This window comes from Sphingomonas sp. BK069 (assembly GCF_014193405.1).
Lineage (GTDB): Bacteria > Pseudomonadota > Alphaproteobacteria > Sphingomonadales > Sphingomonadaceae > Sphingomonas.
In genome coordinates this window covers 746,689-764,741 of the sequence record NZ_JACHZH010000001.1, presented here as the reverse complement: position 1 = coordinate 764,741, position 18,053 = coordinate 746,689, and the positions used below count along the sequence as shown (strand labels likewise).

Below are 18,053 nucleotides of genomic sequence, written 5' to 3'. Positions count from 1 at the left end.
GCGATGCGCATCGCCGCGTGCTCCTGCGCCGCTACGATCGGGTAACGCACGGCTCATCACATCTTGGGCCGAAGCGTGATGAAGCGCATGAGCGCGATTGGCTAGGGGAACCATCGAGGCGTCCGAGGTAGGACGACCACGCTCCGCATCGAGTGGCGCTCGGCGGGAGACCGTCAGCTGTAAACAATCGCGACGACGTCCATGCATAACGCCATTGACTACAGCCGTAATCGAGATGATTACAGTCGTAGTCAGTGAGGAGTGAGTCGTGGCCGAGCGGATCAGCGATGCCGAGCATGCGGTGATGGAGGTGCTGTGGGATGACAGCCCGCTCACCGCGCAGGACGTGGCCGAGCGGGTCGACCCCGCGCGTGGCTGGAGCGCCGCGACGGTGAAGACGTTGCTCGGTCGGCTGCTCGCCAAAGAGGCGGTGTGCCACGAGGTCGACGGCCGCCGCTACCTCTACAGCCCGGCGGTCCAGCGCGAGGATTATGTCGAGGGCGAGTCGCGTCGGCTGATCGACCGGCTGTTCGGCGGCCGGCTCACCCCCTTGGTCGCGCACCTCGCCGAACGCGACGCGCTCACCGAGCAGGACATCACCGAGATCGAGGCACTTCTGCGGGAGTTGAAGCAATGATCGCCTGGGCCATGGAATCCTTGCTCGCGTCGGCGCTGCTGATGCTCGCGGTGCTGGTGTTGCGCACGCCAGTGCGGCGGAGCTTTGGGGCACCGGTCGCCTACGCGCTGTGGGCGATCCCGGCGCTGCGGCTGCTGCTGCCGCCGCTACCCGCCGGGTGGCGCGCCGAGGCGCTGCCGACGCTCGCGTCGCTGCCCGCGGCGGAGCCGATCGCGCACGCGCTCGAACCGGTCGCCGCGCTGCCCGCGTTGGTGCCGCAGACGGCATCGCTGCTGCCCGCGATCGTGCTCGGCACCTGGGCGGCCGGTGCGGTCGCGCTGTTGCTGTGGCAGGTCGCCGATTACTGGCGCTTCCGCTATCGGCTACTGCGTCACGGCCTCGCGCTCGACCAGATCGGCGGCGTCACGATCGTGCAGAGCGAGGCGGCGAGCGGACCGGTGGCGTTCGGCGTGTTCGACAAGGTCGTCGCTTTCCCGCGCGATTTCGCCGCGCGCTTCGACGCGGAGGAGCGCGCGCTCGCGCTCGAGCACGAGCTCGGCCATCACCGCCGCGGCGACCTGGTCGCCAATTGGGTGGCATTGGCGGTGCTCGCGCTCCACTGGTTCAACCCGCTCGCCTGGTTCGCCTTCCGCGCCTTCCGCGCCGACCAGGAGATGGCCAATGACGCCGGCGTGCTCGCGCGGCTCGGCGGCGCCTCACGCCATGCTTATGGCTGCGCCATCGTCAAGGCGGCGCACGGCCGCGCCGTGACCGCCACCTGCCACCTCCACACCGTCAAGGACCTGAAAGGGAGATTGCGCATGCTGAGCCGGACTCGCGCCTCGCGCGCCCGCACGACGCTCGGCGTCGCCGCCACCGCCGCGATCGCGCTCGGCGCGCTGGGGCTCACCGCCTCGGGCACGCAGGCGGCGGAGCGGATGCGTGGCGGGGTCGAGGAAGCGGTCGGGATCGACCCGCACGGCTTCGACGACGCTTTGTCGCTGATGGCCTCTTTCCCCGAGCCGCCCGCCGCGCCGGCGGTGCCGAGCGCGCCGGCCGCTCCGGCAGCTGGCCACCACCGCCAGCGAGTCACGATCGTGCGCGACGGCCAGACCACGACCTTCGAGGACCAGGAAGCGGCCGACTACATCGCGGCGCACCCGGCGCCGACCCCGCCGGTGCCCCCGGTCGCGCCGCTGCCGCCGGTGCCCGCCTTCGCCTCGGTCCCGCCAATGCCGCCGGTGCCGCCGGTCGCGAGCCGCCGCTGCGGCGGCGAGCCGTCGCGCTTCGTGATGAGCGCTGCGCAGAACGGCCAGCGCGTCACCGTGATCTGCACCGACCATGTCGAGCGCGCCGCGCGCGAGGCGAGCCGGGCGGCAGTGGAGGCGCGTGGCCAGCGCGTCGGTGCGATGCGCACCGCGCTCGCCAGCCTGGAGCAGACCCGCGCCCAGCTCGCCGCCAACCGCGACATGCCCGCCGAGGCGCGCCGCGAGGCGGTGCAAGGCGTCGAACAGGCAATGCGCGAGCTGCGCGACGAGATGACGCGGCGCGACGACGACTGAGCCGCGCCGCTTGCTTCGCCCCCGCTTGCTTCGCCCCCGCTTGCTTCGCCGCCGCGTAGCCGCCATCTGGTGGCGCGATGGCGAAGCCTCCTCCCACCGGCCTGGCCGTCCCGCTCGAGCCGCTCGTCACCCGCGTGCTCGCTCCCAACGCCTCGGCCTATACCTACACGGGCACGCAGACGCATATCGTCGGACGTGACGATATCGCGGTGATCGACCCGGGCCCCGACGACGCCGCGCACCTCGCCGCGCTCCGCGTCGCAATTGCGGGCCGTCCCGTGCGCGCTATCCTGATCACGCACCATCACCGCGACCATTCCCCCGCCGCGCGCACGCTCGCCGCCGCGACCGGCGCACCGATCGTCGGCGCCGCCGCCACGGTGCGCGGCGAGGCGGGCGAGGGCGCTGCGGTCGATGCCGCGTTCGACCGCGACTATGCTCCCGATCGAGTCCTCGCCGATGGTGACAGCGTGAGCGGCAGCGGCTGGACCCTCACCGCGCTCGCCACGCCCGGCCATACCAGCCAGCACCTCGCCTATGCGCTGGAGGAGAGCGGGGCGCTGTTCTCGGGTGACCATGTCATGGGCTGGGCCACCAGCGTGATCTCGCCGCCCGACGGCGACATGGGCGAGTATCTGGCGAGCCTGGAGACGCTGCTCGCGCGCGACGACCGCGTCTACTACCCCGGCCACGGCGAGGCGGTGGAGCGACCGCAGCGGCTGGTGCGCGGCATGCTCGGGCATCGCCGGCAGCGTGAGGGCCAGATCGTCCGCCTGCTCACCGCCGCGCCGCACACCGTCGCCGCACTGGTCGAGCGCATGTACGTCGGGCTCGACCCGCGGTTGGCGGGGGCGGCGGCGCGCTCCGTGCTGGCGCATCTGATCGATCTGGAGCGGCGCGGCGCGGCAACGCAGGAGGGGGGCGCGTGGCGGATCATCTGACCGGGCTGGGCAAGCTGCTGGTGTCGCTGGCGATCGCCACCGCGATCCTAGTCGCGACCTTCGTCGGCTACCGTTACTATACCGAGCGCTACGCCGTCTCGACCGACGACGACGGCGTCGCGGTGGCGCGCGTCGTCGCCGGGCGGCTGTACGGCAGCAGCGACCTGCGCGTCAGCCATCTCGCGGGCACGGTGCAGTCGACCGCGTCCACCACCCGGATGTTCGGCTGGCTGCGCTACGTGCGGCTGATCAAGGCACCTTACGACGTCGACTATTTCGTCAACCTCGGCGCGCTGGCGCCGCGCGACTTCCGCTACGACGCGCGCCGGCGCACCCTGCTGGTCGAGGTGCCCGACGTCGTCGTCGGCAACCCCAACGTCGACGAGGGCCGCGTCACGCTCGACACCACCACCGGCTTCCTGCCGCCGCGCGGCGCGATGGCCGAGCTGCAGAAGATGGTGTCGGCCAAGGCGACCACGGTCGTCGCCGCCAAGGCGCGCGAGCCCGAGAACATGCGCAAGGCGCGCGAGAACGGCCGCGCCGCGCTCGAGCGGCTGTTCGCCGGCAGCCTCGACGCCGCGGGACTGCCCGTGACCGTCACGGTGCGCTTCGCCGGCGAGCCGCGCACCGGCAGCAGCGAGCGCTGGGACCTCACCCGCTCGCTCCAGGAAGTGCTCGGCAACAGCAGCTGACTTGATCCGGCGGCGCTGCCGGGCCATCTGCGCAGCCATGAACCAGCCGACCAACCTCGCCGGGCTCGACCTGCGCGCCGAGATCGACCGCCTCCGCAAGGAGCGCAACGCCGTGATCCTGGCGCATTACTACCAGAAGCCCGAGATCCAGGATTTGGCCGACTTCGTCGGCGACAGCCTCGACCTGAGCCGCAAGGCGCAGGCGACCGACGCCGACGTGATCGCCTTCTGCGGCGTGCGCTTCATGGCCGAGACCGCCAAGATCCTGTCCCCGCAGAAGACCGTGGTGCTGCCCGACATGGACGCGGGCTGCTCGCTCGAGGACAGCTGCCCGCCCGAGCAGTTCGCCGCCTTCCGCGCGCAGCATCCCGACGCGATCGCGCTGACCTACATCAACTGCTCGACCGCGGTGAAGGCGCTGAGCGACGTCATCGTCACCTCCTCGTCCGCCGAGACGATCCTCGCCAAGATTCCGCCCGAGCAGAAAATCATCTTCGGCCCCGACCGCAATCTCGGCGGCTATCTCGCGCGCAAGACCGGGCGCGACCTGATCCTGTGGCCGGGGGTGTGCATCGTCCACGAGGCGTTCAGCGAGACCGAGCTGCTCAAGCTCAAGGCCGAGCATCCCGGCGCGCCGGTGGTTGCGCACCCGGAATGCCCCGCGGTGATCCTCGACCACGCCGATTACGTCGGCTCGACCCGCGGCATCCTCGAATATGCGATGGCGATGCCGGGCGACACGCTGATCGTCGCGACCGAGCCGCACATCATCCATCAGATGGAGAAGGCGCTGCCGGCCAAGCGCTTCATCGGCGCGCCCGGCGCGGACGGCAACTGCAACTGCAACATTTGCCCGTACATGGCGCTCAACACGATGGAGAAGCTGTACCTCGCGCTGCGCGACCTCACGCCGCGGATCGAGATCGAGGAAGGGCTGCGGCTCGAGGCGAAGAAGAGCCTCGACGCGATGATGAGCATGGCCGGCGCCACGGTGGGGCAGGGCGACCTCGGCAAGGTGAAGGTGACGGGGGACTGAGGGAGGCGGCCCCGCTTCTTCTGCACCCCTTCTTCCGTCATCCCGGACTTGTTCCGGGATTTACCCGTCCACGTCCTCGCCGGCCGCTGGGTGAGCGGAACGGTGGATCCTGGAACAAGTCCGGGATGACGGTGGAGGGTGGTTGGATGTTGATCCCCAACCCCCGCTCTCCACCATCCCCCGTCACCCCCGTGCTTCCCCTCCGCCGCCGCCGCCGTTACGCAGGGCGGCGATGAAGACGCTTCTCCCGCTCGCCCTCCTGCCGCTGATCGCCGCCGCCGCGCCCGCCGCCGATCCCTATCTCTGGCTCGAGGACATCGAGGGCGCCCGCGCGCTCGACCAGGTCAAGGCGTGGAACGCCGAGACCGAGGCCGTGCTCACCAAGGATCCGCGCTACCAGCAGGACCGCGCCCGCGCGCGCGAGATCCTCGACGACGAGGCGCAGATCGCCGATCCCGACGCGGTGCTCGGCCAGCAGGTCACCAACCTGTGGCGCGACGCGCGCAACCCGCGCGGGCTGTGGCGCGTGTCGCCGCTCGCCGACTATCGCGCCGGTAGGCCCCAGTGGCGCACGCTGATCGACGTCGACGCGCTCGGCAAGGCCGAGGGCAAGAGCTGGGTGTGGCACGGCGCCAGCTGCCTCGAACCCGCTTATACGCGCTGTCTCGTCAAGCTCAGCAACGGCGGCACCGACGCGCAGGTGGTGCGCGAGTTCGACCTCACCACCGGCCGCTTCGTCGACGGCGGCTTCGTCGTGCCCGAGGCCAAGAACGACGCTGCCTGGATCGACGCGGACACGTTGCTGGTCGCGACCGACTGGGGCCAGGGCTCGCTGACCGAGTCGGGCTACCCGCGCATCGTCAAACGGTGGAAGCGCGGTACCCCGCTCGCCGACGCGCGGCTGGTGCATGAGTCGCCGGTCACCGCGGTGGAGGTGACCCCGCTCGCCTTCGTCGACGCGAACCGGCGCTGGCCGATGATCAGCGTCGGGCGCAGCTTCTTCGATCGGGCGTTGCTGCTCGGCACCGACGACGGCCGCTTCGTCCCGCTCGGGCTGCCCAAGAACGCCGACGTGATGGAGGTGATCGACGGCCGCGTCGTCGCGCGGCTGAGCCAGCCCGCGCTCGGCTTCCCCGCCGGCGCGCTGGTCGCCTGGTCGCTCGCCGACATCGCCGCGGGCCGACGTGCGACGCCCGAGCTGGTGCTCGCGCCGACCGAGCGCCAGGCGATCGAGGAAGCGGGCGCGAGCGACGATGTGCTCTGGGTCAAGCTGCTCGACGACGTCTCGGGCAAGCTGCTCGCGCTGCGCCGCGCCGGCGACGGCACGTGGACACAGCGGGCGGTGCCGCTGCCGGGCAACAGCACGGTGCATCTTGCGACGCAGGTCGGAACCAGCGACGAGACCTTCGTCTCGGTCGAGGGCATGCTGACGCCGCCGACGCTGTACGTGGCGGGCGAGGAGGGGGCGCCGCGCGTCGTCCAGTCGCTGCCGGCGCGCTTCGACGCCAGCCGATTCGCGGTCACGCAGCGCTTTGCCACCTCGCGCGACGGCACGCGCGTGCCATACTTCCTCGTCACCAAGAAGGGCGCCACCGCCCCCGCACCCGCGCTGATCAACGCCTACGGTGGGTTCAAGCTCGCACAGACGCCAACCTATCTCACCGGCCAACCCTATCGCGCCGGGCCGCTGGCGCTGTTCTGGGTCGAGCAGGGCGGCGCCTATGTGCTCGCCAACCTGCGCGGCGGCGGCGAATATGGCCCGCGCTGGCACCAGGCGGGACTGCGCGAGAAGCGCCAGAACGTCTACGACGACCTCCACGCCGTCGCCGAGGATCTGGTGCGCACGGGCGTGTCGGCGAAGAAGAAGATCGCGGTATCGGGTCGCTCCAACGGCGGGCTGCTGGTGGGGGTGGCGCTGACGCAGCGGCCCGACCTGTACGGCGCGATCATCGCGGGCTCGCCGCTGGAGGACATGAAGCGCTACTCGCACCTGTCCGCGGGTGCGTCGTGGATCGACGAATACGGCGACCCCGACAGGCCCACCGACTGGGCCTTCATCCGCCGCTACTCGCCCTATCAGAACGTGCGCGACGGGGTGCGCTACCCGCCCGCCTTCTTCTATCTCTCGACCAAGGACGACCGGGTCCATCCCGGCCACGCACGCAAGCTGGCGGCGCTGCTGAAGGCCAAGGGCAATCCGGTCTATTTCCACGAGTACCTGGAGGGTGGCCACGCCGTCGGCGCCGACCATGCCGAGGACGCCAACCGCGCCGCGCTGCTCGACGCCTTCCTGCGGCGCGAGCTGATGGGGAAGAAATAGAGTGTGCCCCGGCGGAGGCCGGGGCCCAGGTAGGAAACCCCGGTGAGTCTCAGGACCGCTTCCTACCTGGACCCCGGCCTCCGCCGGGGAACGGTGAAGACGCGCGACGCCAGCCGATATCAGCCCAAATGCCTTGACTCGCCCCCGTCCGCCTCCAGACAAGGGCGCCTTCAAAGACACTTACGGGAGCAAGCGCGTGGAGAGCAGCCGGCGGGACCTGATGATGATGATGGCGCTCGGCGGCGCCGGCGCGGCGGCGGTGACCGGCGCGGCGGGTGACGCCGAGGCGGCCGCTCCCGCGATCCCGGCCAAGGTGATCCATCACGTCTTCTTCTGGCTCAAGAGTCCGGGCGACGCCGGCGACCGCGCCAAGCTGATCGCGGGGCTGCGCACGCTGGCGGGCATCCCCGCGTTGCGCGGGCTCCACATCGGCGTGCCCGCGCCGACCGAGCAGCGCGACGTGATCGATTCGAGCTGGGACGTGTCCGAGCTGATGTTCTTCGACACGGTTGCCGACCAGAAGGCCTATCAGGACCACCCGATCCATCGCGCCTTCGTCGCCGAGTGCGAGAAGCTGTGGCGCAAGGTGACGGTGTATGACGTGCTCAGCGCGTGAGGTGAGGAGGGCGGGCGATGGCGCCTGCCCTCCCGTTCCCCGGCGAAGGCCGGGGCCCGGTCGGAAGGCCTTCGTCGGTCTCCCCGGCGTTCCTCAGCTCTTCGCCGGGGAACGGAAGCGCGTGAAGCGGGCCGGATAACCGTCCAGGCGAAAGAGCGGAGCGCGCGCGACCACCCGAGCCGCGCCGCTCCCGGGCCTCAGTGCATCAGCTCGACCGCCATCGCCACGGCCTCGCCGCCGCCGATGCACAGCGAGCCGACGCCGCGCTTGGCGCCGCGGTTCTCCAGCGCCGCCAGCAGCGTCGCCAGGATGCGCGCGCCCGAGGCGCCGATCGGGTGTCCCAGCGCGCAGGCGCCGCCGTTGACGTTCACCACCTCGTGATCGAGCGCGAGCTCCTGCATCGCCACCATCGCGACGCAGGCGAAGGCCTCGTTGACCTCCCAGAGATCGACCTCGTCCTTGCTCCAGCCGGCGCGCTCCAGCACCTTCTTCATCGCCGGCACCGGCGCGGTGGTGAAGCGCGCGGGGCGATGCGCATGCGCGGCGTGCGCGACGATCTGCGCCACCGGCTTGATCCCCAGCCTCTCGGCGACCGACAAACGGGTCAGCACTAGAGCGGCGGCGCCGTCCGAGATCGAGGAAGCGTTGGCCGCGGTGATCGTGCCCTCCTTGGCGAAGGCGGGCTTGAGCGTCGGGATCTTGGTGATGTCCCCCTTGCTCGGCTGCTCGTCGACGCTCACCGTCGTCGTGCCCTTGCGCCCGACCACGTCGACGCTGACGATCTCACGGTCAAATGCGCCGCTCCGCTGCGCCGCCTGCGCGCGCTGGAGCGAGGCGATCGCAAAATTGTCCTGCGCCTGGCGGGTGAACTGATATTCCTGCGCGGTATCCTCGGCGAACACGCCCATCGCCTTGCCCGGCTCATAGGCATCCTCGAGACCGTCGAGGAACATATGGTCGAACAGCCGGTCGTGGCCGATCCGCGCGCCGCCGCGGTGCGCCTTGGAGAGATAGGGCGCGTTGGTCATGCTCTCCATGCCGCCCGCGATCACCAGATCGACCGAGCCGGCCGCGAGCGCGTCGCTGCCGAGGATCGCTGCCTGCATGCCCGAGCCGCACACCTTGTTGAGCGTGGTGGCCTCGACATGCTCGCCCAGCCCGGCGCGGATCGCGGCCTGGCGCGCGGGGGCCTGGCCGACCCCGGCGGAGAGCACGTTGCCCATGTAGATCCGCTCCACTGCGGCGGCATCCACCCCGGCGCGCTCGACCGCGCCCTTCACCGCCGCCGCGCCGAGCTCGCTCGCGCTCAGGCCCGCCAGACTGCCCTGCATCGAGCCCATCGGCGTTCGCGCATAGGATAGGATGACGACGGGATCGGTGGCCATGACGGGGTTCCTCTCGGGCGATTTGTTGCACCGCATCTAATCGCTCGCGGGCGGCTTTACAAACCGCTAGGCGGTCGCGGGTGACCAGCGAGACGGCAGCGAGCAAGCGGCGAACGGTGCGGAGCGAGCGCTCGATAGGAGGGGAGGTCGGTGCACGCTTGTTGCTCCTCGTTCCCCGGCGCAAGCCGGGGCCCAGGTGGGAGACATTGCGGTTCAACCACTTCGGTCTTCCCACCTGGACCCCGGCCTGCGCCGGGGAACAGCCAGTGGTGTGGAGCACGTTTTCTTCGCGCCGCCGCTCAGCGTCTCACCATGGCTGACCCGCTCGTCTGGCCCGCGCTGCTCGGTGTGCTCGGGGCGATCGTCGGCAGCTTCCTCGCCACGATCGCGGTGCGCTGGCCCGCCGGGCGCTCGGTGCTGACCGGCCGCTCGGCGTGCGACACGTGCGGCCGTAGGCTCGCCGCCCATGAGCTGGTGCCGCTCGTCAGCGGCGCGGTCGCGCGCGGCAGGTGCCGCAGCTGCGGTGCCGCGATCGACCAGCGCCACCTGCTCGTCGAGGCGGGCTGCGCCGCAATCGGCGTCGCCGCCGGGCTCGCGGCGCCGGGTTGGGAAGCGGCGGCGGGTGCGCTGTTCGGCTGGCTGCTGCTGGTGCTCGCTTTAGTCGACGCGAGCGACTTCTGGCTGCCCGACGAGCTGGTCGCGGCGCTCGCACTCGGCGGAGCAGCGAGCGCCTGGTGGTGCCCGCCTGATCTCGCCGAGCGCGTGATCGGCGGTGTCGCCGGCTTCGCGCTGCTGTGGCTCGTCGCGGCCGGTTACCGCCGCTGGCGCGGGCGCGAGGGGATGGGTGGGGGCGATCCCAAGCTGCTCGGCGCGATCGGGCTGTGGCTGGGGTGGCGGCTGCTCCCCGCGGTGTTGCTGGTAGCGGGGTTGGCCGGGCTCGGCTGGGTCGCCTTCCAGCATCTGCGCGGGCGCGGGCTGGCGCGCGACGACGCGCTGCCGCTCGGCACGCTGCTGGCGATCGCGGCTTATCCGGCGTGGCTCGTCATGATAGTCTCGGCGCCATGACGCTCGCTCTCCTGCTCGCGCTGGTCCAGGCCGCGCCGGCACTCCCGACCGACTCGATCGATGGCCTCCCCCTCAGCACGCTGCCGCGCCAGGAACTGCCCACGCGCGGCTGCGCCGCCTATCTTTTCTCGACCGGCCAGGTGCGCGGGCTCGCGGCGGTGGCCACCGCTGATCCGGCGACGCTGCGGATCGCGCTCGACGGCTCGGTCCGCGACCTGCCGCGCGCCGCGGCGGCGGGCACGGTCGCGCTCGGGCTTAATGCCGAGTCGATCTATCGCGCCTCGGAGGTCACCGCGACGGTGCAGCTCACGATCGAGCCGCGCCCCAACCTCAACAACGGCGCGGCCGTGCCCAGCGCGACGCTGCGGCTCGACCGTCCGGGGCAGGACACGCTGGTGGTGCCGCTCGCCGGGCTGGTCGGATGCGCGCCCGCCGCTGCCAGGCCGCGCTGAGCGGGACGGCATGAGAAAGGCCCGGCGGACCATGTCCGCCGGGCCCCTGCTCACGACTCGTGTTGCCGACGCTGGCGCGTCAGTGCAGCGAGTCGATCTCCTCCTTCAGCCTGAGCTTCTGCTTCTTCAGGTCCGCGATCACGATCGTGTTCGGCGCCGGTCGCTGCGACTCGCTGGCGATGCGCTGCTCGAGCGTCGCGTGCTTCGCTTCCAGGGCCGAGAGGTGCGCGGTCTGCATGGCAGTAGCCTCCTTCTTGGTTGAACGGAACTTCGGAGTGAACCACGAAATCGCCGAGAAGTCGCGTCTCTTTTGGTGACGATCGGTCGACCGCGGCGACGATGCGACGACTCGTGCGCGGCGCGTCGAATGCGCTAGGGAGATTGCCGGGGCCGCTGCTAGGGGCGGTGGCGTACGATCTGAGAGGTGGCGACAGATGCAGGCGGACGCGGACGAGGTGGAGATCGCGGCGCGGCTCGGGGCGCTCCGGCTCGAGCACCGCGACCTCGACGCCGCGATCGCCGCACTGGGCGGGGGCGCTACCGCGGACCAGCTCCAGCTGATGCGGCTGAAGAAGCGCAAGCTGCGGCTGCGCGACGAAATCGCTCTGCTCGAGGATCAGATCATCCCCGACATCATCGCCTGAGCGCACGGGCGCGCGAATGATGGTCAACGCGCTTGGCGGCGCGAGGCAGTTCGTGGCAGAATCAACGGCATGGCACAGCTATTCGACGCCGAGCGGATGCAGCGGCGGCTGATCGATACCTTCTACATGGAAGCCATGGTGCTGGCCGACGAGGCGCGCCACTATTTCGACGAGGGTGGGCGCGCCGAACGCGAGTCGCTCGCGCCGATCGAGCGGGTGACGTTCAGCTGCGAGTCGCTCAAGGTGACGACGCGGCTGATGCACGTGATCGCCTGGCTGCTGACCCAGCGTGCGGTGATCGCGGGCGAGCTGACGCCGGGGCAGGCGATCGACCCGGCGCGTCGCCTCGGTGCCGCCCCCACGACCGAGCCCGGCGAGGTGGAGGCGCTGCCCGAGCGCGCGCGCGCGATGATCGCGGCGAGCAGTGAGTTGCACCGCCGCGTCGCCCGGCTCGACCGCGCGCAGCTGGCGGAACAGCCGTCGGCGAGCCCGGCGCGCTCGATGCTCGATCGGCTCGCGACCGCGTTCTGAGGGTGGGGGGCGAAAGTCGTTCTGAGAGCGACTGGACCGCACTCAGACGGAGGAGATACATCCGGCTTCCCTCGATCTTCGCCGCGCCCGCGCTGCCGTCATCCCCGCGCAGGCGGAGATCCAGACACGCTGACGTCGCGGTTCCAACGAGGACCTGCGCGTCTGGATTCCCGCCTTCGCGGGAATGACGGAGGACGTGATGCGGTAAGGCACCACGACGGACACGCTGCTCGCGCGCCGCTGTCCGGCGGAGTCGCCCGCGCTACCTCGTCGCGTACCTCACGCCGCGATCCGCGCCCGCGCCGCCGCATATTCGCGCGCGATACGCTCCACCCGCTCGGCCACCGGCTCGACCCGGTCGACTGCGCCGATGCCCTGGCCCGAGCCCCAGATGTCGCGCCACGCCTTGGCCTTCGCGCCGCCCTCGTTCCCCGCGGCCGAGCCGAAGTCCATCGTGCGATAGTCGCCCTGCGGCAGGTTGTCGGGATCGAGCCCGGCCGCGGTGATCGAGCCGCGCAGGTAATTGCCGTGCACGCCCGTGAAGAGGTCGGTGTAGACGATGTCGGCCGCGCCGCCGTCGACGATGCCCTGCTTGTAGCGCGCGTCGGCGCGCGCCTCCTCGGTGGCGATGAAGGCCGAGCCGATATAGGCGAAGTCCGCCCCCATCGCCTGTGCCGCCAGCACCGCGTCGCCCGTGGCGATCGCGCCCGACAGCGCCAGCGGGCCGTCGAACCAGGCGCGGATCTCCTGCACCAGCGCGAAGGGCGAGAGCTTGCCCGCGTGGCCGCCGGCGCCGGCGGCGACCGCGATCAGTCCGTCGGCGCCTTTCTCGATCGCCTTGCGGGCGTAGCGGTCGTCGATCACGTCGTGCAGCGTGATCCCGCCCCAGGCGTGGACCGCGTGGTTGAGGTCCTCGCGCGCGCCGAGCGAGGTGATCGTGATCGGCACCTGCCACTTGGCGCAGACCGCGAGGTCGCGCTCGAGCCGGTCGTTCGAGCGGTGGACGATCTGGTTGACCGCGAACGGCGCCGCCGGCCGGTCGGGATGCGCGCGATTGTGCGCCGCCAGCTCCTCGGTGATCTGGTGGAGCCACTCGTCGAGCAGCGCCTCGGGGCGCGCGTTGAGCGCGGGAAAGGACCCGACGATCCCGGCCTTGCATTGCGCGATGACGAGCTCCGGTCCCGATATGATGAACATCGGCGAGCCGATGATCGGCAGCCGGAGGCGGGACAGGAGCGGCGGTGTCGACATGATCGGGGTTATGTGGAGGCGCCTCGGCGCTGGCAAGGCTGACGCCACGTCAACCGGTCGGCGCCGCGTCGATCCGCTCCAGCGTCGCCGCGGCGGCGTGCGCGTTCTCGACGTAATGCGCCGCCGAAGCGCGCAGCGCCGCCACCGCGGCGTCGTCGAGCTCGCGCACCGCGCGCGCGGGGCTGCCGATGATCAGGCTGCGCGGCGGGAAGACCTTGCCCTCGGTCACCAGCGCGCCCGCGCCGACGAGGCAGTCGTCGCCGATCACCGCGCGGTTGAGCACGATCGCGCCCATGCCGATCAGCACGCGCTCGCCCAGGGTGCAGCCGTGCAGGATGGCGCGATGGCCGATCGTGCAGTCGGCCCCGATCGTCAGCGGCGCGCCGGGATCGGAGTGGAGCGTGGAGCCCTCCTGCACGTTGCTGCGCGCGCCGATCACGATGTCGGTATTGTCGCCGCGGATCGTCGCGCCGAACCACACGCCGACATCCTCACCCAGCCGCACCGCGCCGATCACGTCGGCGCTCGGTGCCACCCAGGCGCGCGCGGCGAGTGTCGGTTGCTGTCCCTTGAAGGCGTAGAGCGGCATCGGTCGTCTCTCCTGTCGCTGCTGTCCCGCGGCGGGAAGCGCGCGCGGCATGGGGAACATGGTCCAAAAAGTAAAAATCACGTTAAAGCATAGTCATGGATCGCAGACTCGTCCTCACCAATGAAGGCGCCCGCCACCCGTTCCGTCGGTCGCTGCCGCCGCCCCCTCCGCTCGTCGCCGCGCCGCCGTCGCGCACACGCGAGGACGCGAAGCTGTTCCTGCTGAGCTTCTCGGCCTTCTTCACCTGCTTCTATACGCTGATCGCCTGATCGCGACGCGACGGCCGCGCTTCTTGGCACGGCGTGGCGCCTGGCGCATGCGCTTCCCTGATCCGAGTTCGGCGAAGGCTCTTCTCACACCGCCGTCATCCTGATCTCGTTTCAGGATGCCCTGCGCCGCAGGAGCTGATGGTTCGGCCCGCGCGGGGGAAGTGAATCCTGAAGCGAGTTGAGGATGACGGCGGTAGAAGAAGTGCTGCCGCGCGACCTGGCCCGCAGCCCGAACCAGCGCCCGATCATCGCCGCTGTCCTACACGCATGCGCTCTGGCACGAGGCTCGGCCGCGCTCTGTCTCATCCCCGGCGGTCGCGCGCGACGACACACGCCGGCACCATATCTCAGCTAGCCCCGCGCGCGCGTCCTGGCGCGACTCAACATTCGTACGATCCGCGCCAGCGACTCAACATTCGCAACATTCGCGCGCCCGGCAGACCTCACTTCCCGGCCACTGGCTTGAGTCATTCCTTGCGTCAAATCAACAACTTGCGAGGATATCTTCGCGTCAAGTCACGGCTGGAGCGAACGTTGGGTCCCGATGGATCCGCGCGCCCGTCAGTCGCAGGCGCGGTGCAGTCGCTGCGCGATCCAGGCGGAGACCACGCACATGCCCGCCACCACCAGCAGCAGCTGCGCCGGCGTAACGCCCATGGCGGTGATCGCCGCCACCACGATCGAGCCGATCGTCATCGCGCCGGCGTTGACGACGTTGTTCGCCGCCACGGTGCGCGCAGTATGGTCCTTGGTCACCGTGGTGGTGAGAAAGGCATAGAGCGGCACGACGAACATGCCGCCGAAGATCGCGACGCCGAGCAGCGCCAGCAGCACCAGCGCGGCGTGCGGCTGGTGCAGGAAGCCGACCATGTCGAACAGATGCCCCGGCGCCGCCGGCGTCCACAGCCCCACCACCCAGCGGAAGGCGAGCACCGCCACGCCCATCGCGATCACCGAGGCGGGCGAGTAGCGCGCCGAGATCTGCCCGCGCAGCAGCAGATTGATCACCACCGATCCGATCGCGACCCCGACCGAGAAGACCGCCAGCACCAGGCTGGCGACGCTCGCGTCCGCGGTCAGTACATTCTTCACCAGCGGCGGGAAGACGATGATCAGCACCGAACCGATCGTCCAGAAGAAGCTGATCGCGCAGATCGCCAGGAACAGCCGCGGGATGTGCATCGTCCCCGCGATCAGGCGCCAGGAGGCGCGGAACGGGTTCAAGTCCACCGCCAGCTTGGGCCCGAGCCGCGGCGCCGGCGGCACGGCGCGCGCGGTGAGCCAGCCGAGCAGCGCCACCGCGATCGTCAGTGCCGCCACCAGCGTCGTGGAGCGATAGACGAAGCCCGCCACGATCGTACCGAGCAGGATCGAGAGATAGGTCCCGGCCTCGACCAGCCCGGTGCCGCCGAGCACGTCGTCCTCGTCAAGATGCTGCGGCAGGATGGCGTATTTGATCGGGCCGAAGAAGGTCGAGTGGACGCCCAACCCGGTCACCGCGGTGAGCATGAGCACCAGCGGGAACGTCACCGCGCCGGTGCGTGCCAGCATCAGTCCGGCGGTGCCGACCGCCATGATCGCGATCTCCACCGTCTTGACGATCCGGATGATCCGCGCCTTGTCCATCGTGTCGGCGAGCTGCCCGGCGAGCGCCGAGAGCAGGAAGAAGGGCAGGATGAAGAGCGCGGCGCTCAGCGCGTTAAAGAAGCTCTCCTGCGTCTCGTCGGCGAAGATCTCGTAGGTGGCGAACAGCACCATCGAGGTCTTGAACAGATTGTCGTTGAAGGCGCCGAGGAATTGGGTGGTGAACAGCGGCAGGAAGCGCCGCCGCTTGAGCAGCCCGAGGGCATTGATCATGACGCGGGACCATGCCCTTCAGATAGTTGGTACGTGGCGCGGCCATAGCCCCTGGGTGCGCGCGTTCCAAACGCTGTTTTTCGCGGGCGCGGGTTGCGCCGCGGGCGCGCGCGGTCCACGTCGGCGGGCGATGCTGTCGCTGCCCAATCTCCTGACGCTGTCGCGGATCGTCATGGTGCCGCTGCTGGTCGCCTTCCTCTGGTGGCCGAGCTGGCAGGCCGGATTCGCGATCGCCTTCTGCCTCTACTGCCTGATGGGGATCACCGACTATTTCGACGGATACCTGGCGCGCGCGCAGGGCACCGTCTCGAAGCTGGGCGTGTTCCTCGACCCGATCGCGGACAAGATCATGGTCGCCGCGGTGATCCTGATGCTGGTCGGGACGCGCCACGACGACGTCGCGGTGATCACCGGCGTCCATATAATCGCCGCGCTGGTGATCCTGCTGCGCGAGATCGCGGTGAGCGGACTCCGCGAGTTCCTCGCCGGCCTGCAGGTATCGCTGCCGGTGTCGCGGCTGGCCAAGTGGAAGACGACGCTCCAGCTGGTGTCGCTCGGCGCCTTGATCCTCTCGGGCGCGGTGCCCGCGGCGGTGTGGGTCCACCAGGTCGGGCTCGCCAGCCTGTGGGGCGCCGCGGCGCTGACGATCGTGACGGGGTGGGACTACCTCCGCGTCGGTCTGCGGCACATGGATTGAGCGCGGTGCGGCTCTTGTATTTCGCCTGGGTGCGCGAGCGCGTCGGCGTCGGCGAGGAGGAGGTGGCGCCCCCATCGTCGGTGACAACGGTCGCCGAGCTGGTCGCCTGGCTCGCCGCCGCGAGCGAGCGTCACGCCGCCGCCTTCGCCGAGCCGGCGCGGCTGCGCGCCGCGGTCGACCAGGCGTTCGTGCCGCTCGACGCGTCGATCGCGGGCGCGCGCGAGGTGGCGATCTTCCCGCCGGTGACGGGCGGGTGATCCGCGTCGCCGTCTCGCCCGCCGTGATCGACGTCGCGGCGGAGCTTGAGGTGCTCGAGCGCGACGGCGCGGTGGCGAGCTTCACCGGGCTGGTGCGCGGCGACGACGGGGTCGCGACGCTCGAGCTGGAACACTATCCGGGGGCGACCGAGACCGCGCTCGAGCGACTGGCCGCCGCGGCGAGCGCGCGCTGGTCGCTCACCGCGGCGACGATCGTCCACCGCGTCGGCGCGATGGCGCCGGGCGAGCGGATCGTCTTCGTCGGCACCTGTGCCCCCCACCGGTGCGCGGCGCTGGAGGCGTGTGCCTACCTCATCGACCGGCTCAAGACCGACGCGCCCTTCTGGAAGCGCGAGACGGTGAACGGCGCTTCGCGCTGGGTCGAAGCGCGTGACGGCGACGGGGAGGCGGCGGCGCGCTGGGAGTAGAACCTGTCTCCGCTCTACTGTGCCCGGCGAAGGCCGGGGCCCAGTCGGGCGACGGTAGCGAGACCCACTCCCGCCTTCCCAGCTGGGCCCCGGCCTCCGCCGGGACACGAGTTTCCGCTCGCCTCAGCGCGGTAACACCCAATGGACGCGGTCGATGTAAGTCGCCGCGATCGGCGTTCCGGTATCGTCGAGGGCCGCGGTGAAGCGGCCGCGGCGCTGGTAGAGCCGGCACGTCGCCTGATCGAGCGCGTCATGTCCGCTCGACGCGGTGACGCTGCACCCGGTGACCTTGCCCGCGGCGTCGACCTGGACCGCGATCGCGACCACGCCCTGCTCGCCGGCGCGGATCGCGGAGGGCGGATAGTCCTCGGTCGAGATCCACCGCGTGCGATCGCCTCTCGCGCGGACGCCGCTCGCCTTGCTCAGCGGTGGCGGGGGCGGGGTGATCTCCACGGTGCCGCTGCCACCGCCGATGATCGGCGTGATCGGGATGATCGGGGTGACAGGCTCGACCGTGAAGGACGTGTCGGTGGTGGTCGGCACGACCGGCTCGGGCGTGACGATCGTCTGAATAGGCTGCTGCTTGGACGCGATCTGCGTCGGCTGCGGCGCCGGATCAGGTGGCGGCGGCGTCTCCGCCGGGATGTTGCGGATCGTCAGTTCGGTCGTCACCGTCGTCACGAAGCTCGCCGCCATGCCGCTGACGAACACATAGCCGATCAGGCCATGGATCGCAGCAACCGCGGCGAGGGTGGTGACGCGTCTCGAACTGGGGACCCGGTCTGCATAAGCCATGCGACAACCCTCCAACCTGGAGTGCCGTGGCGGCCATCTTGCCCGACCAT

The 18,053-nt window shown here is 70.6% G+C and carries 21 protein-coding genes; 15 read left to right on the top strand and 6 right to left on the bottom strand.

Annotated features, from left to right (window positions below):
* Positions 1 to 268 precede the first annotated feature (268 nt).
* The 7 genes from FHY02_RS03890 (at position 269) to FHY02_RS03860 (ending at position 7,783) form a co-directional block, all read left to right on the top strand.
* Positions 269 to 637 (top strand): BlaI/MecI/CopY family transcriptional regulator, encoded by a 369-nt coding sequence (locus FHY02_RS03890; protein ID WP_183920567.1) that lies wholly within the window; start codon positions 269 to 271, stop codon positions 635 to 637.
* A gap of 11 nt (positions 638 to 648) precedes the next feature.
* Entirely contained in the window at positions 649 to 2,178 is a 1,530-nt protein-coding gene (locus FHY02_RS03885) for a M56 family metallopeptidase (protein WP_260172594.1), read from the top strand.
* A 77-nt stretch (positions 2,179 to 2,255) separates the two neighbouring features.
* The gene (locus FHY02_RS03880; protein WP_183920565.1) at positions 2,256 to 3,119 is read left to right on the top strand and encodes an MBL fold metallo-hydrolase; all 864 of its coding nucleotides are present in this window, start codon (positions 2,256 to 2,258) and stop codon (positions 3,117 to 3,119) included.
* Positions 3,104 to 3,811 carry a DUF4230 domain-containing protein gene (locus FHY02_RS03875; RefSeq protein ID WP_183920564.1) on the top strand — a complete coding sequence of 236 codons (708 nt, stop codon included), beginning with the start codon at positions 3,104 to 3,106 and terminating at the stop codon, positions 3,809 to 3,811. The genes FHY02_RS03880 and FHY02_RS03875 overlap by 16 nt, the downstream gene beginning before the upstream one ends.
* A 37-nt stretch (positions 3,812 to 3,848) precedes the next feature.
* Positions 3,849 to 4,847, top strand: coding sequence for a quinolinate synthase NadA (gene nadA / locus FHY02_RS03870; protein WP_183920563.1), 999 nt, complete (start codon positions 3,849 to 3,851; stop codon positions 4,845 to 4,847).
* Between the two features lie 232 nt (positions 4,848 to 5,079).
* Complete coding sequence (locus FHY02_RS03865) at positions 5,080 to 7,167, top strand: prolyl oligopeptidase family protein (RefSeq protein WP_183920562.1); 2,088 nt, start codon at positions 5,080 to 5,082, stop codon at positions 7,165 to 7,167.
* Between the two features lie 196 nt (positions 7,168 to 7,363).
* Positions 7,364 to 7,783 carry a Dabb family protein gene (locus tag FHY02_RS03860; RefSeq protein ID WP_311721340.1) on the top strand — a complete coding sequence of 140 codons (420 nt, stop codon included), beginning with the start codon at positions 7,364 to 7,366 and terminating at the stop codon, positions 7,781 to 7,783.
* Between the two features lie 197 nt (positions 7,784 to 7,980).
* On the opposite strand, the gene FHY02_RS03855 is transcribed toward FHY02_RS03860, so the two are convergent.
* Complete coding sequence (locus FHY02_RS03855) at positions 7,981 to 9,168, bottom strand: acetyl-CoA C-acyltransferase (RefSeq protein WP_183920561.1); 1,188 nt, start codon at positions 9,166 to 9,168, stop codon at positions 7,981 to 7,983.
* Between the two features lie 312 nt (positions 9,169 to 9,480).
* Between FHY02_RS03855 and FHY02_RS03850 the strand changes: the two genes are divergently transcribed.
* Entirely contained in the window at positions 9,481 to 10,233 is a 753-nt protein-coding gene (locus tag FHY02_RS03850; protein ID WP_183920560.1) for an A24 family peptidase, read from the top strand.
* A complete protein-coding gene (locus FHY02_RS03845) occupies positions 10,230 to 10,685 on the top strand; it encodes a hypothetical protein (RefSeq protein WP_183920559.1) in 456 nt (151 codons plus the stop codon). Before FHY02_RS03850 ends, FHY02_RS03845 begins: the two co-directional genes overlap by 4 nt.
* A 79-nt stretch (positions 10,686 to 10,764) precedes the next feature.
* Here the strand turns inward: FHY02_RS03845 and FHY02_RS03840 are convergent, their stop codons facing one another.
* A complete protein-coding gene (locus tag FHY02_RS03840) occupies positions 10,765 to 10,923 on the bottom strand; it encodes a YdcH family protein (RefSeq protein WP_183920558.1) in 159 nt (52 codons plus the stop codon).
* A 196-nt stretch (positions 10,924 to 11,119) separates the two neighbouring features.
* Here FHY02_RS03840 and FHY02_RS03835 point away from each other — a divergent pair, with 196 nt between their 5' ends.
* Together FHY02_RS03835 and FHY02_RS03830 are read left to right on the top strand one after the other, a co-directional pair.
* Positions 11,120 to 11,329 (top strand): YdcH family protein, encoded by a 210-nt coding sequence (locus tag FHY02_RS03835; RefSeq protein WP_183920557.1) that lies wholly within the window; start codon positions 11,120 to 11,122, stop codon positions 11,327 to 11,329.
* 69 nt (positions 11,330 to 11,398) lie between these two features.
* Complete coding sequence (locus tag FHY02_RS03830) at positions 11,399 to 11,860, top strand: DUF1465 family protein (RefSeq protein ID WP_260172591.1); 462 nt, start codon at positions 11,399 to 11,401, stop codon at positions 11,858 to 11,860.
* Positions 11,861 to 12,139: 279 nt separating this feature from the next.
* On the opposite strand, the gene FHY02_RS03825 is transcribed toward FHY02_RS03830, so the two are convergent.
* Together FHY02_RS03825 and FHY02_RS03820 are read right to left on the bottom strand one after the other, a co-directional pair.
* A complete protein-coding gene (locus FHY02_RS03825; RefSeq protein WP_183920556.1) occupies positions 12,140 to 13,111 on the bottom strand; it encodes a nitronate monooxygenase family protein in 972 nt (323 codons plus the stop codon).
* Positions 13,112 to 13,160: 49 nt separating this feature from the next.
* Entirely contained in the window at positions 13,161 to 13,700 is a 540-nt protein-coding gene (locus FHY02_RS03820; RefSeq protein ID WP_183920555.1) for a gamma carbonic anhydrase family protein, read from the bottom strand.
* A gap of 95 nt (positions 13,701 to 13,795) precedes the next feature.
* Between FHY02_RS03820 and FHY02_RS03815 the strand changes: the two genes are divergently transcribed.
* The gene (locus FHY02_RS03815) at positions 13,796 to 13,969 is read left to right on the top strand and encodes a hypothetical protein (protein WP_183920554.1); all 174 of its coding nucleotides are present in this window, start codon (positions 13,796 to 13,798) and stop codon (positions 13,967 to 13,969) included.
* Positions 13,970 to 14,530: 561 nt separating this feature from the next.
* Here FHY02_RS03815 and FHY02_RS03810 read toward each other — a convergent pair.
* Positions 14,531 to 15,826, bottom strand: coding sequence for an MFS transporter (locus FHY02_RS03810; RefSeq protein ID WP_183920553.1), 1,296 nt, complete (start codon positions 15,824 to 15,826; stop codon positions 14,531 to 14,533).
* 130 nt (positions 15,827 to 15,956) lie between these two features.
* Between FHY02_RS03810 and pgsA the strand changes: the two genes are divergently transcribed.
* The 3 genes from pgsA to FHY02_RS03795 are packed head-to-tail and all read left to right on the top strand — an operon-like array spanning position 15,957 to position 17,208.
* Entirely contained in the window at positions 15,957 to 16,523 is a 567-nt protein-coding gene (gene pgsA, locus FHY02_RS03805; protein ID WP_183921418.1) for a CDP-diacylglycerol--glycerol-3-phosphate 3-phosphatidyltransferase, read from the top strand.
* Between the two features lie 5 nt (positions 16,524 to 16,528).
* Positions 16,529 to 16,780 carry a molybdopterin converting factor subunit 1 gene (gene moaD / locus FHY02_RS03800; protein WP_183920552.1) on the top strand — a complete coding sequence of 84 codons (252 nt, stop codon included), beginning with the start codon at positions 16,529 to 16,531 and terminating at the stop codon, positions 16,778 to 16,780.
* Positions 16,777 to 17,208, top strand: a complete 432-nt coding sequence (locus tag FHY02_RS03795; RefSeq protein ID WP_183920551.1) for a molybdenum cofactor biosynthesis protein MoaE — start codon at positions 16,777 to 16,779, stop codon at positions 17,206 to 17,208. The genes moaD and FHY02_RS03795 overlap by 4 nt, the downstream gene beginning before the upstream one ends.
* A 123-nt stretch (positions 17,209 to 17,331) precedes the next feature.
* On the opposite strand, the gene FHY02_RS03790 is transcribed toward FHY02_RS03795, so the two are convergent.
* Complete coding sequence (locus tag FHY02_RS03790; protein WP_183920550.1) at positions 17,332 to 18,003, bottom strand: energy transducer TonB; 672 nt, start codon at positions 18,001 to 18,003, stop codon at positions 17,332 to 17,334.
* Positions 18,004 to 18,053: the final 50 nt, after the last annotated feature.

Bases quoted from the DNA above. Each gene is read 5' to 3' on its own strand.
- FHY02_RS03885 (WP_260172594.1), top strand. From the start codon at position 649: ATGGAATCCTTGCTCGCGTCGGCGCTGCTGATGCTCGCGGTGCTGGTG.
- FHY02_RS03880 (WP_183920565.1), top strand. From the start codon at position 2,256: ATGGCGAAGCCTCCTCCCACCGGCCTGGCCGTCCCGCTCGAGCCGCTC.
- nadA (WP_183920563.1), top strand. From the start codon at position 3,849: ATGAACCAGCCGACCAACCTCGCCGGGCTCGACCTGCGCGCCGAGATC.
- FHY02_RS03865 (WP_183920562.1), top strand. From the start codon at position 5,080: ATGAAGACGCTTCTCCCGCTCGCCCTCCTGCCGCTGATCGCCGCCGCC.
- FHY02_RS03855 (WP_183920561.1), bottom strand. From the start codon at position 9,168: ATGGCCACCGATCCCGTCGTCATCCTATCCTATGCGCGAACGCCGATG.
- FHY02_RS03850 (WP_183920560.1), top strand. From the start codon at position 9,481: ATGGCTGACCCGCTCGTCTGGCCCGCGCTGCTCGGTGTGCTCGGGGCG.
- FHY02_RS03845 (WP_183920559.1), top strand. From the start codon at position 10,230: ATGACGCTCGCTCTCCTGCTCGCGCTGGTCCAGGCCGCGCCGGCACTC.
- FHY02_RS03840 (WP_183920558.1), bottom strand. From the start codon at position 10,923: ATGCAGACCGCGCACCTCTCGGCCCTGGAAGCGAAGCACGCGACGCTC.
- FHY02_RS03835 (WP_183920557.1), top strand. From the start codon at position 11,120: ATGCAGGCGGACGCGGACGAGGTGGAGATCGCGGCGCGGCTCGGGGCG.
- FHY02_RS03830 (WP_260172591.1), top strand. From the start codon at position 11,399: ATGGCACAGCTATTCGACGCCGAGCGGATGCAGCGGCGGCTGATCGAT.
- FHY02_RS03825 (WP_183920556.1), bottom strand. From the start codon at position 13,111: ATGTCGACACCGCCGCTCCTGTCCCGCCTCCGGCTGCCGATCATCGGC.
- FHY02_RS03820 (WP_183920555.1), bottom strand. From the start codon at position 13,700: ATGCCGCTCTACGCCTTCAAGGGACAGCAACCGACACTCGCCGCGCGC.
- FHY02_RS03815 (WP_183920554.1), top strand. From the start codon at position 13,796: ATGGATCGCAGACTCGTCCTCACCAATGAAGGCGCCCGCCACCCGTTC.
- FHY02_RS03810 (WP_183920553.1), bottom strand. From the start codon at position 15,826: ATGATCAATGCCCTCGGGCTGCTCAAGCGGCGGCGCTTCCTGCCGCTG.
- pgsA (WP_183921418.1), top strand. From the start codon at position 15,957: ATGCTGTCGCTGCCCAATCTCCTGACGCTGTCGCGGATCGTCATGGTG.
- FHY02_RS03790 (WP_183920550.1), bottom strand. From the start codon at position 18,003: ATGGCTTATGCAGACCGGGTCCCCAGTTCGAGACGCGTCACCACCCTC.